Annotated in this window: 11 protein-coding genes and 1 riboswitch; of the genes, 8 read left to right on the top strand and 3 right to left on the bottom strand. The window is 45.7% G+C overall.

Annotated features, from left to right (window positions below):
- The first annotated feature begins 14 nt into the window (after nucleotides 1–14).
- From HMPREF3119_RS04255 to mntP, 4 genes are all read left to right on the top strand, one after another.
- Nucleotides 15–812 carry a PTS mannose/fructose/sorbose transporter subunit IIC gene (locus HMPREF3119_RS04255; RefSeq protein WP_070578622.1) on the top strand — a complete coding sequence of 266 codons (798 nt, stop codon included), beginning with the start codon at nucleotides 15–17 and terminating at the stop codon, nucleotides 810–812.
- Nucleotides 813–825: 13 nt separating this feature from the next.
- Nucleotides 826–1,683, top strand: a complete 858-nt coding sequence (gene manZ / locus HMPREF3119_RS04250; RefSeq protein WP_070578619.1) for a PTS mannose transporter subunit IID — start codon at nucleotides 826–828, stop codon at nucleotides 1,681–1,683.
- 108 nt (nucleotides 1,684–1,791) lie between these two features.
- Nucleotides 1,792–2,250, top strand: a complete 459-nt coding sequence (locus tag HMPREF3119_RS04245; RefSeq protein WP_004237387.1) for a DUF986 family protein — start codon at nucleotides 1,792–1,794, stop codon at nucleotides 2,248–2,250.
- Nucleotides 2,251–2,407: 157 nt separating this feature from the next.
- Nucleotides 2,408–2,566: riboswitch (yybP-ykoY riboswitch) on the top strand.
- A 45-nt stretch (nucleotides 2,567–2,611) separates the two neighbouring features.
- A complete protein-coding gene (mntP, locus tag HMPREF3119_RS04240; RefSeq protein ID WP_004237389.1) occupies nucleotides 2,612–3,181 on the top strand; it encodes a manganese efflux pump MntP in 570 nt (189 codons plus the stop codon).
- A 51-nt stretch (nucleotides 3,182–3,232) separates the two neighbouring features.
- Here mntP and rlmA read toward each other — a convergent pair whose 3' ends face one another.
- Entirely contained in the window at nucleotides 3,233–4,048 is an 816-nt protein-coding gene (rlmA, locus tag HMPREF3119_RS04235; RefSeq protein WP_036417684.1) for a 23S rRNA (guanine(745)-N(1))-methyltransferase, read from the bottom strand.
- A gap of 82 nt (nucleotides 4,049–4,130) precedes the next feature.
- Here rlmA and HMPREF3119_RS04230 point away from each other — a divergent pair, with 82 nt between their 5' ends.
- The 3 genes from HMPREF3119_RS04230 (at nucleotide 4,131) to HMPREF3119_RS04220 (ending at nucleotide 6,502) form a co-directional block, all read left to right on the top strand.
- Nucleotides 4,131–5,177: a hypothetical protein gene (locus tag HMPREF3119_RS04230; RefSeq protein WP_070578616.1), complete on the top strand. Its 1,047-nt coding sequence runs from the start codon at nucleotides 4,131–4,133 to the stop codon at nucleotides 5,175–5,177.
- Between the two features lie 99 nt (nucleotides 5,178–5,276).
- A complete protein-coding gene (locus HMPREF3119_RS04225; RefSeq protein ID WP_004237392.1) occupies nucleotides 5,277–5,999 on the top strand; it encodes a vWA domain-containing protein in 723 nt (240 codons plus the stop codon).
- Nucleotides 6,000–6,271: 272 nt separating this feature from the next.
- A complete protein-coding gene (locus tag HMPREF3119_RS04220; RefSeq protein WP_004237393.1) occupies nucleotides 6,272–6,502 on the top strand; it encodes a YadA C-terminal domain-containing protein in 231 nt (76 codons plus the stop codon).
- 91 nt (nucleotides 6,503–6,593) lie between these two features.
- Here HMPREF3119_RS04220 and HMPREF3119_RS19635 read toward each other — a convergent pair whose 3' ends face one another.
- Both HMPREF3119_RS19635 and HMPREF3119_RS19630 read right to left on the bottom strand, forming a co-directional pair.
- The gene (locus HMPREF3119_RS19635) at nucleotides 6,594–7,487 is read right to left on the bottom strand and encodes a phosphatidylinositol-specific phospholipase C (RefSeq protein WP_081263611.1); all 894 of its coding nucleotides are present in this window, start codon (nucleotides 7,485–7,487) and stop codon (nucleotides 6,594–6,596) included.
- Nucleotides 7,448–8,011 carry a hypothetical protein gene (locus tag HMPREF3119_RS19630; protein ID WP_015422669.1) on the bottom strand — a complete coding sequence of 188 codons (564 nt, stop codon included), beginning with the start codon at nucleotides 8,009–8,011 and terminating at the stop codon, nucleotides 7,448–7,450. Before HMPREF3119_RS19630 ends, HMPREF3119_RS19635 begins: the two co-directional genes overlap by 40 nt.
- Nucleotides 8,012–9,372: 1,361 nt before the next feature.
- Between HMPREF3119_RS19630 and HMPREF3119_RS04205 the strand changes: the two genes are divergently transcribed.
- Nucleotides 9,373–11,505, top strand: a complete 2,133-nt coding sequence (locus tag HMPREF3119_RS04205; RefSeq protein WP_004237398.1) for an autotransporter domain-containing protein — start codon at nucleotides 9,373–9,375, stop codon at nucleotides 11,503–11,505.
- The last annotated feature ends 69 nt before the right edge of the window (nucleotides 11,506–11,574 follow it).

The following is an 11,574-nucleotide window of genomic DNA, read 5'->3' as shown; positions in this document are numbered from 1 at the left end:
AAAGGAGAAACACAATGGAACTTTCCGTTGTACAAATCGTCCTGGTCTTCATCGTTGCCTGTGTTGCAGGTATGGGGTCAATCCTCGATGAATTCCAGTTCCACCGCCCGCTGGTCGCCTGTACGCTGATGGGGATCGTACTGGGTGATATGAAACCCGGGATCATGATCGGCGGTACGCTGGAAATGATCGCACTCGGCTGGATGAACATCGGTGCGGCAGTGGCACCGGATGCGGCGCTGGCATCCATCATTTCCACTATCCTGGTTATCGCCGGGGGCCAGAACATCGGTGCCGGTATCGCGCTGGCTATTCCGCTGGCGGCTGCCGGTCAGGTGCTGACCATTATCGTCCGTACCATCACCGTGGCCTTCCAGCACATGGGTGACCGTGCGGCTGATAAGGGAAATCTCACCGCGCTGGGGATGATCCACGTCGGTGCCCTGCTGTTACAGGCAATGCGTATCGCTATTCCGGCGGTTATTGTGGCCGTGTCTGTCGGTACTGATGTTGTCCGTGAAATGCTTGACTCGATTCCTGACTGGGTCACCAACGGTCTGAATATCGCCGGGGGCATGATTGTTGTGGTCGGTTACGCGATGGTTATCAACATGATGCGTGCCGGCTACCTGATGCCATTCTTCTATCTGGGTTTCGTTACCGCGGCATTTACTGATTTCAACCTGGTTGCGCTGGGTGTCATCGGTGCGGTTATGGCTGTGCTGTATATTCAGCTCAGTCCGAAATACAACAAATCGGAAGTCGTTGTCGCTGCCGGCAGCAAAAACGACCTGGATAACGAGTTAGACTAAGAAGGTGAGCAACATGGTTGATACTACAAGCAACGTAACCGGCAGAAAACAGTTAAGAAAGAGCGATATCCGGGGTGTCTTCATCCGCTCAAACCTGTTTCAGGGTTCATGGAACTTTGAACGTATGCAGGCAATGGGCTACGCCTTTTCCATGGTACCGGTGATCCGCCGTCTTTATCCGGAAAATAATGAAGAACGCAGACAGGCTATCAAACGCCATATGGAGTTCTTTAACACCCACCCGTATATGGCTGCACCTATCCTCGGTGTAACCTGTGCGATGGAAGAGCAGCGTGCTAATGGTGCGGCTATCGACGACGGTGCCATCAACGGTATCAAAGTCGGTCTGATGGGGCCGCTGGCCGGTGTCGGCGACCCGATTTTCTGGGGTACCGTGCGTCCGGTCTTCGCCGCCCTCGGTGCGGGGATTGCCATGACCGGCAGCCTGCTCGGGCCGTTACTGTTCTTCTTCCTGTTTAACCTGGTCCGCCTGGCAACCCGTTACTACGGCGTGGCTTACGGCTACAAAAAAGGCCTGGATATTGTTCAGGATATGGGCGGCGGCTTCCTGCAGAAACTGACAGAGGGGGCATCAATCCTCGGTCTGTTTGTTATGGGTGCGCTGGTGAACAAATGGACAAAAGTGAATATCCCGCTGGTGGTGTCGGAAATTAAAAACCCGACCACCGGCGAGATGGAAATCACCACTGTTCAGACCATCCTCAACCAGCTGATGCCGGGCCTGATGCCGCTGCTGCTGACATTCGGCTGTATGTGGCTGCTGCGTCATAAAGTGAATGCCCTGCTGATTATTATCGGCTTCTTTATACTGGGTATTCTGGGTTATGTCTTTGGTTTCCTGGGACTGTAACCGGTAAAAATACGTTCTGACGAACGCGTATTTTCAGAAAGAGTATGGTAGTTTAAACGGGAGGCTCGCCTCCCGTTTTCTGTTTCACTTCAGGGGAAAAGAACCACAATGAGTGTAAATGATATTGTTCTGCTGGCTGTGATTGTGCTGATGCTGCTGTTTGCCGTCTACGACGAATTTATTGTGAACACACTGAAAGGCAAAACACAGTTGCGGATAAAACTGCGCCGTAATCACCGCGCTGACGCTGTGATCTTTATCCTTCTTATCGGTATTGTTATTTATAATAATATAACCGGACACGGCAGCCCGTTAACAACTTATTTACTTTCCGGCTGTATTATCATTGCTATTTATCTGGCTTTTATTCGTTCACCGAAGTTATATTTTAAGCAGGACGGATTTTTTTACGCCAATGCATATATTAAATATGATAGAATAAAAACAATGAATTTATCAGAAGACGGCATTCTTCTTGTGGGTTTGGAAAATCGTAAAATTTACATCAAAGTCACGCATCTTGATGATTTACAAAAAATTTATAATTTTATGATTAATAATAAATAATAACCCCTTCTTTTTATCCCCCTACAGAAATAAAGACTAATGATGATATTAGTCTTTATTATCTTATTAAAATACCATGTAATGAAAATCATTCTCATTAGCATCTTTTAAAACTAAAATATATATTCTTGCCTTTTTTATTTTCTGTGATATCTTTCCGGTCACGTCATTGGGGAGTAGCCTGTTCTGTTATTAACCTCTCAGGGAAATAACAGAAAATCCGTGTCAACATACTTGCGTGATATTATATCAGCATGGTGCGGATGCCGTTTCGGTTGGCAAGACCATAGACACGCAGTTCACCGGAGGTCGGGGTTGGATTGTGTGTATATGGATAAGCTACCCGACCGAGACTGAGTTTATGAGTTTTTACGCCACCCTCGTCCTTGCCCTGGCCCTGTCTATGGATGCCTTCGCCGTTGCTGTCTGCAAAGGCGCTACCCTGCACAAACCACCTTTACGCGAAGCACTGCGCACCGGATTTATCTTTGGTGTGATTGAAGCCCTGACACCGCTGATCGGCTGGGCTATCGGTATTTACGCCAGCCGCTACGTGATGGAATGGGATCACTGGATTGCCTTCTCACTGCTGTTTATTCTCGGCGCCCGCATGATTTACAACAGCGTCACCGCCGGTGATGACTGCTGCGCCCGCCATGAAAAACCACAGCGCCACAGTGCATTACATCTTGCCACCACAGCGGTTGCCACCAGCCTGGATGCGATGGCGATTGGTGTCGGCCTTGCGTTTCTGGAAGTCAATATCGTCCATACCGCGATGACTATCGGGCTGATGACCATGATTATGGCCACCACAGGGATGATCCTCGGGCGTTATATCGGCCCGATGCTGGGTAAGCGTGCAGAAATTGTCGGCGGGATTGTACTGATCCTGATCGGATTTACCATTCTGTATGAACATATTGGTTAATCGCTTAATCACTTCTGATGACCCGCTCCGGCGGGTCTTTTTGTTTCTGAATCAGGCTTCCCGGCGGTAAACCCGGATCAGAAAATCTGTTTCGCAGGAAAAGGCGGTTTCTGCTGCCAACTGATGTTTCACAGCCTCTGTCGCTTTCCAGGCAAACGGTGTCATTGAAAGCAGCGCGAGTGCGTCCGCACCGTTCAGCAACATCGGGTAAGCCACCTGCTGCTCTTGTGCCGGACCGAATCCCGGGAAATGCTCTTCCTTCAGCGGGTGCAGATGAACTTCATCATAAATAAGGGATTTCAGCTGATACAGATGACGCGGCCCCGGGGTCACGGTAATCACAATGCCGCCCGGTTTCACCACACGGGTTAACTCATCCGGATTACACGGCGCATAGATCCGCAGCACCCCATCCAGACTGTTATCCTCAAACGGCAGCCGCTGGCTGGATGCCACACTGAAGCTGACCTGTGGATAGCGTTTTGCGCCGTAGCGGACAGCAACCTTCGCCACATCCAGCCCGTACACCGTCACCTGCCGTGCCGCAAGGCTTTCCGCCAGTGCCCCGGTGTAGTACCCCTCGCCGCAGCCGATATCCAGTACCTGCTCCGCCTGTGCCGGTAAATGCTGTTCAAATGCCGCGATTACCTGATCCCGCATAGGGCGGTAATGGTGATTATCCAGAAATGCCCGGCGCGCCTGCATCATCTCTTTACTGTCACCCGGCTCTTTCGAGCGCTTGAACTGGACAGGCAGGAGATTGATATACCCCTCTTTCGCGAGATCAAACTGATGGTGGTTTTCGCAGCTGTAACTGCCGGGGCGGTGCGTCAGCGGGTGCTGGCAAAGCGGACATTGGTAAGACATAATCATTCACTGTGAAATAATGTAAGGGTGCAACCGGCAACGGCCTGTGCCGGTGACGGAAAATCTGAGGCGAAACCATACCATGAAAACCTACTGGTGGCAGGATAAAATTAATGATTATCAGCAATGGCACAGCCTGCTTGTCAGGGTTAATCCTGAAGCGGTAAATGACGATGCCCCTGCGCTGCTCAGCGGCCATAACAGCCGGATGCAGCTGCAGCTGCGTGGTTATCCGCTGTTCTGGGCAACCGTACTGCGAGATCACTGTGGTGTCTGGCTGATTTATAATCAGGACCATCCGGCTCAGCAGAATCTGTTATCGCCGCTCCGCTCACAACAGGCTGAGAAAATCGCCGCTCTGCCGGCAGAAGAACAAACCCCGCAGTGGTGCCGTTACTTCGCCCGTGATTTGCAGGAGCGCCCTTCCCCGCTGCTTGCGGCCGGAGAGTGGCTGCTGCGCCCGATGAATATCAGACCGCCGTCCGCCCCTTATGTTGTCAATGCCCCCTGTCCCCGGGAAAAATGGTGTTTCCGTTCACCGTCCTCCAAAGATATCAGTAATGCGGACTGGCTGTTATACAGCGAAGACCTGCCGGATCTGCAATCCCCCGGACGGGTTATATTTGCGGACTGGTGGTTCGGCGGTTACCAGCTGCTGCCGCGTTACGCGGTTGAGCCGCAGAGCAGCCGCCTGAAATACTGGCGTAAAGTTGCCCGCGAAGGCAAACTGCCGCCGGTGCTGATCTGGTACATCAGCGGCCTGGCATCCTACATTATACTCGATGGCCATCTGCGGTTGCAGGCGGCGTATGACGAAAATATTCCGCCTTCCTTTATTGTGCTCAGCCAGTACCATGAATGCAGCTATGAGCCGGATCCTGCCGCGATTGCAAAAGTGCAGCAGGCAATAGCGCATCAGATGGATAAAAATCCGCATCCGGATATCCGCGGGATCAACCAGACATTAATCAGCCTGTATCAGAACCGCTACGGGCGGCACTCCACCCGCAGCCGGGCAATACTGGGCGACGGCCGTTCATGGGAAGAGGATGTTTCCCGTTATCTGCGCCGCCACGGAGACACCGGGCACCTCACTGCTATTTTGCAGCGGACGGAAGAAACCGCGTGATAGTTAATCAGATAAATCTGCTGTGAATATTTTTTGTTCACCTCAGAATACATCATTATCCGTCGTATAACCCTGTCAGAAATAGTATAAGGAATATCTATGTTCAGACTCTCCCGCACCTTTATTGCACCACTCCTGCTGTTATTTTCCGCCTCGCTGTTTGCGGCAGCCGAAACCAAGCCTGCGGCACCGGCAGATTTGGATCTGGTTTTTGTTCTGGATAAAAGCGGTTCCATGTCCGGTTTTGAACAGGACACCATCGGTGGTTATAACTCCGTTCTTGCCGAAAACCGTAAAAAAGAAGGCAATATTTACGTCACCACCGTTTTATTCAACCACGAAAACAGTACGCTGCATAACCGCGAGCCTATCAGCAAAGTCAAAAACCTGACACTGGATGATTATTCTGTCGGTGGTAATACCGCGTTACTGGACGCTGTCGGTATTACTATTGATAAAATCCGTGAAAACCGCAAAATTACCAAAAATAATAATGTGTTATTTGTGATTATTACTGACGGTGCAGAAAACAGCAGCAATGAATATAGTCGTGATAAGATTAAATCAATGATTAATTCTGCAGAGAAAGAAGATAAGTGGGACTTTATTTTCCTCGGCGCCAATATTGATGCTATCGCAGAAGCCGGTAATATCGGGATTAAAAGTGACAACGCCACCGGTTATGTGCAGGATAAAGCCGGTTACGGCAAAGCGTATGACGCCGTAAATAAAGCAGTTGAAGTAAAACAGCAATCAAAACCAATTACTTCCGAATGGAAATCTGAAGTCGAAAAAGATAACAACGAACGCAGTAAAAAATAACAAAACACCTCTTATTTATTCACCAAAACAGTACGGTCCGCCGTACTGTTTTATTTTCTCATCCCGCCGTTCTTTTTTCCCCGCAACTCTGCTTACCATGAACATCAAATGACTGAAGTTCAGCCGGATAAATACGCCAATTTGACTATATTAATGCTAACACCACGGCGCAGAAAGCCAATAATACCGCGAATAATGCGTATAATCTGGCAACACACAACTCGGCCCGTATTGATAAACTGGAGCTGCGTTATGATGAGCTGAATGACAAGATGCAGCGCGGCTTTGCAATGTCAGCCGCCACGTCAAACCTGTTCCAGCCGTATAATGTCGGTAAATTTAACCTCAGTGCAGCTGTCGGCGGATATAACTCCGAAAATGCGGTTGCTGTCGGCAGCGGCTACCGTTTCAATAAAAATGTGGCAGTTAAAGCCAGCCTGGCAACCTCAACATCAAACGGCGGTGATGTCATGTATGGTGCCGGTATGAACCTGGAGTGGTAACACACCGGCATATACGGGATAACATATTTTTATAGTGAAGAGCCGGTAAGGTATTACCGGCTCTTTTTCTATAGGGTGATAATCATATTCACTATGATATTAATAAAAAAGCTAAAAACAATCCTCTTGCCGGATTTAGCATATTCCGAAAGTTAGTCATAATAACACCATTAGAAAGCATAGCGATATTATGAAAATCAGAAACGACGACACCACAGCATTCACCACGGGACATTATATGAGTAGCCAGTTCCGGGTTTTTATCTTCAGCATAATCCCTTATACTCCTTGTACCCCAAAATCCGGCTGCAATGCTGGTAAAATTAATTGTCATCCATTCAGTATTGCCTCTGTAGGCTGCAAAACTCCATGCATTTTCTATTGCATGCCATTTTTTGACTTCATCTGTTTGATTATATTCATCCTGTACATGTATTCTTTCGTCAATATCAAATGTTGCATTATCTTTCCAGGACGTTTGTATTCCGTGGGGTCCGCCAAAGCGGCTGAAAAGAACAATTTTGCCTCTGACTTCCTCCAGCAGAGGGAAACGGTCCTCCCCAAACCACCAATAAGAATCATAATATTCCTTCTCAAAGGTTTCCTGAAAACTCCGGGTACATTGCTCTTCTGTATGTTCACGTTTAACTGACATAAGAATAAATTCACTCGGGTTTTCCTGCAAAAAACGCTTACATTCATTCAGGATATCACCAAACATTTTATTTAAGTATATTATTCCATGATGCATAGCAAATGAATTACTTATATGACGACAACGTGCATCAATAAACCGGATCCCTGAATTAAGTTGCTCATAAACAGAATCATCCTGTGTTTTTACCATCCCGCCTTCACCTATCCCTTCACTATATGTACCTGTCGCTGAATCATGTGTACCGGGTAATGATATCTGGTTAATAGGCAATTTTCCATCAATGAACTTCAGCCAACATTTTTTTTCAAAGGTCCCATATAGTGCCAATAAGTATTATCCTGTCCATTTTCCGGAAAATACCAGTTAAAAGAAGATGGCTTACCATTTTTTTTAAAAATAAAAAAAGAATTCAGTCTCGCACTATAGAAATAATCACCTTCCTGGCCTTCATCTACATCCCAAGATTTAGGATCCACAGGATTACCTGCCCTAAAGTCGATAAAATCCCAATATTCATTTGAGTTGCCATCAGATGGAAAATACCATTTATGTTCAGACGGATTACCGTCTTTTTTCAAACGTAAATAACCATATTCCGGCTCATAGTAAATGCAACCCTCGATTCCGGGTTCACGCCAAGTTTTGGGCTCTGACATCGTTCCGGGGTAATACCCAACCCAATCCCAGAACTGATTATTGACTTCTTTTTTCGGATAATACCAGTTTTTATCAGATGGACTGCCATTATATTTTAATCTAAAGAATAAAGTATAATCCGGATAGTAGTAGATATCACCGATAACACCATCAACACCCCAATATTTTGGTCGTTCATACGTTCCTAACTTCATTTTTATACCAATCTCCAATCATTGAGGGAGTCTGCCATATTTATATTTGGCAGATTACATTAAATCATTCATAGAAATAATGTTAGCACCAATTATTATGCGCTCCATTAGAAATGGTCTGTTTTTTATTAAAAAAAGTCAATAAGATAGAATTAAAATATTTTAACATATGTTTTCATTAGTGAATTTTAACGCAGGGGTAATAAAACAGAATATAATAATTCATCATAAAATCATGTAAAACCACTGCACCTTTTAATATTTAAATTCACCACCGTGATTATAGTTTAATTAAATTAAATCACCTCCCAATAAGAAGTGAAAATTAGAAATAAACTTCACTATAAATAGTGTGGCTTAATAAAATACAAGATATTGATATGTCGATTCAGTCGACATATCAATATCTGAATAAACTAAGGGTGACATATCCGTTTTGGTTGCTCAGTACCGAGACTGAACCGGAGCTATTTAAAGCACAGAAAAGAGAATAACCGAAAATAAAAATACAATTACAACCGCCGCGAGTAATACCCTGAATATCCCCTTCACCGTCTGTTCAAGAAATACCAGTCCGTGTTTGTTACCCATCTCGTTCAAGATCCATCATTTTACTCATTTTATTTTTAGTTATGTGAAACCCATCACGATATAATGATATTACTTATTCATTTAGTCAATAAATATACTGTTACCGGACTCTTTTTTTGATGACCATCAGTGTCACCCGCTCAGCAGACAAGGCAGCGCTCTGCATTCAGATCTGACGTATTTTTTATCCGTTTTGCTCTTCACCGGGGAAAAAACACATTCCCGCAACCGAACTGAAACAATTCATCGGATGCTGCCAATCAGTTGATAATGCTTTATCACTGAAAGTATGACGTAACGCAACAAACACGGTATCATCATGTTATTACTCAGCTTTTACCCTTACAACACTATGCCTTTCATAAAACAGATCTGCCATAAATACAACGTCAATTGCAATTAATTTCAACTTATTCAAAATAACCAGATTTATAATCCGGAAATACCCTTTCAACCTCCCCAGAAGCAGTTCATCTGTTTTTTTTACTAAAAAAATGTGTCTGAGCGCAATTTTCATTTGCCTTAAGATCGAAAACCCAATAAATTACGCATCAAATTGGTTTAACCCAAAATTTTCATGCAGTCATCCGCAACGGCACACGCGTGCCTGACACGATCTGGTTTGCATCCCCATTTTTATGATGGACATATATTATTAATATAATTAACTAATCTGATTTTTTAACAAAACTTTTGATTCAACACCGGGTTTATTGCTGACACTGCAATAAGTCACTTCATCGTATTACCTGAAAAGAATAAATATCATCATGGCTTACGCACATAAAAAACACTTTAATAAAACATTACTGGCATTATTACTGACGTCACAAAGCACACTGGCATTTTCCGCAATGGATTATGAAGTCTCAAAGATAAAAAACATTGGTCAGTCTGCCGCTATATCAGCAGATGGTCGTGTAGTTGCCGGTACTTATGAAATCTCAAATGATAATTACCGTCCTTTCATTATTATTGATGGCAATGCAGTTGATCTGAGTAAATATGCAGCCGGGAATAACAGTATTTATGTCTCCGGCCTTTCAGCAGACGGTAATATCGCCATCGGTTATATCGTTGATGTAAATAATAAATCTGACTCTAAAATGTATATTTATGATACCAATACCGATACGGTGAATATCCCTGATCAGCAGGCATTTGCCAGTGTCGCTTCCCTGGGTATTTCCGGTGACGGTAAAACCGTTATCGGCATTGCAGACGAAAAAGCTTTCCGCTTTAGCGGACAGGACGGCATTACATTATTAGATCCGTCAGAAACAGCAACCTCCACCGCAAACGGCGTTAATTATGACGGCAGTGTAATTGTCGGCCGCTTCATCAGCGGCAGTGGTCAGGCATTTAAATATACCGGTGATAAAGGCATGGTTTCACTGGGCACCCTGAGAGAAGAGAATGCGGGGGAATCCGGCGCTAATGCCGTATCCGCTGACGGGCTTGTTACCGTAGGCTGGTCAAATATCAGTGAATATGAAACACATGCGATGAGTCATACCGATAAAGACGGTATGCGTGATCTCGGCACCCTGAAGAAAGATAACAGCGGCTATTCCAGTGCTTCATCTGTTTCAAGTGACGGACAATTTATTGTGGGTTCATCCGATAACGAAGATGATATCGCACGTGGCTTTGTCTATGTTTCAGGTGAAAAAAAGATGTACGAACTGAAACCACTACAGGAAAGCTTTGAAGGTGAATCCAGTGCGGAAGCCATTTCTGCGGATGGCAAAGTGGTCGCCGGTTATGTGCAGAATGACAATAATGAAACATCCGCTGTTCTATGGAAACTGGACTATAAACCACCAATGACCCCGCTTGAGCCGTCAAAACCGGTTGATCCGTCTGAACCACTGACACCGCTTGAGCCATCAGAGCCGGTCAAACCAGTCAAACCAATCCTGCCGCTGACACCGGTTGACCCGGCTGATAACGGCGGTATCACGGTCTCTGATCCTGTTGATATTATTAAAACCCGCAATACAGTAACAAAACTGGCAAACAGCAGTTATCAGGTTCTGGATTTATACCAGACCGCCCTGTATAACCTCGCGGAAAGCCGTTGCCAGATGGGTGACGATAATTACTGCGCCGGCCTGTTTACCCAATATGACAATGTGCATCAGAACAGCCGTGTGGCCACCGGCGTATTTGGTTCATTCCGTTTACCGGCAGAAAACTGGACGCTGGGCGCGTCACTGAATTTCGCCGTAAATACCCGTCTGGCCGATGGCTACGACACCCGCGGCAATAATCATCCCGGTGTTGGCGCATGGCTGCGTTATCAGGAAAATAAAGATAACTCCGGCTTTAACAGTGAGCTTTCCGCTGCATTTTTACAGCAGGGTCTGGAAATCACCCGTCAGGCACAACGGGGCACTGAAACCGGAAAAGGCAATTCTGATATCAAAGGTTACTATGTAAAATTCACCACCGGTTATGGCATTACCGTGAGTGCAAATACCCTGGTGACACCACTGGCTGCTATTAAATATCATAATGTCACCCGTGCCGGATATACAGAATCAAATGGTATTGATTTCCCGGCAACCTATGGCCGTGCCGGAAATAAAAACCTTGATTTACAACTCGGCGTGGATTTGAAACATCAGTTTAATAAGAGCACAGAACTGGATGCAGGTATCGGCGCGGATATTAAACTCAGTCACCAGCGTGATGCCTTTACCGGCCATATTCAGTATGTGAACGATGCTGATTATATTTATGATCGCGGCAACAGCCAGAGTGTAAAACCGTATGCCCGTGCCGGTGTGAATTACTTTATCACGGAGAACTCCACCCTTCGCGGCGATATTGGTTATCACACCACGGATTACCGTAATGATGGTTTGCAGATTGGTCTCAGCTATTCATACCACTGGTAACCACTGTTTCAGTTAATTAAAATCATCCGGCAATAACTATTTATTGCCGGATTTTTATTATCTGTACAA

The sequence above is a fragment of the Morganella sp. HMSC11D09 genome, assembly GCF_001807955.1.
GTDB classification, from domain to species: Bacteria; Pseudomonadota; Gammaproteobacteria; order Enterobacterales; family Enterobacteriaceae; genus Morganella; species Morganella morganii.
This window is presented reverse-complemented; position numbering and strand designations above follow the sequence as displayed.

What these genes read in the sequence shown, in the direction of transcription:
- HMPREF3119_RS04255 (WP_070578622.1), top strand. Translation starts at nt 15, where the DNA reads ATGGAACTTTCCGTTGTACAAATCGTCCTGGTCTTCATCGTTGCCTGT.
- manZ (WP_070578619.1), top strand. Translation starts at nt 826, where the DNA reads ATGGTTGATACTACAAGCAACGTAACCGGCAGAAAACAGTTAAGAAAG.
- HMPREF3119_RS04245 (WP_004237387.1), top strand. Translation starts at nt 1,792, where the DNA reads ATGAGTGTAAATGATATTGTTCTGCTGGCTGTGATTGTGCTGATGCTG.
- mntP (WP_004237389.1), top strand. Translation starts at nt 2,612, where the DNA reads ATGAGTTTTTACGCCACCCTCGTCCTTGCCCTGGCCCTGTCTATGGAT.
- rlmA (WP_036417684.1), bottom strand. Translation starts at nt 4,048, where the DNA reads ATGTCTTACCAATGTCCGCTTTGCCAGCACCCGCTGACGCACCGCCCC.
- HMPREF3119_RS04230 (WP_070578616.1), top strand. Translation starts at nt 4,131, where the DNA reads ATGAAAACCTACTGGTGGCAGGATAAAATTAATGATTATCAGCAATGG.
- HMPREF3119_RS04225 (WP_004237392.1), top strand. Translation starts at nt 5,277, where the DNA reads ATGTTCAGACTCTCCCGCACCTTTATTGCACCACTCCTGCTGTTATTT.
- HMPREF3119_RS04220 (WP_004237393.1), top strand. Translation starts at nt 6,272, where the DNA reads ATGCAGCGCGGCTTTGCAATGTCAGCCGCCACGTCAAACCTGTTCCAG.
- HMPREF3119_RS19630 (WP_015422669.1), bottom strand. Translation starts at nt 8,011, where the DNA reads ATGAAGTTAGGAACGTATGAACGACCAAAATATTGGGGTGTTGATGGT.
- HMPREF3119_RS04205 (WP_004237398.1), top strand. Translation starts at nt 9,373, where the DNA reads ATGGCTTACGCACATAAAAAACACTTTAATAAAACATTACTGGCATTA.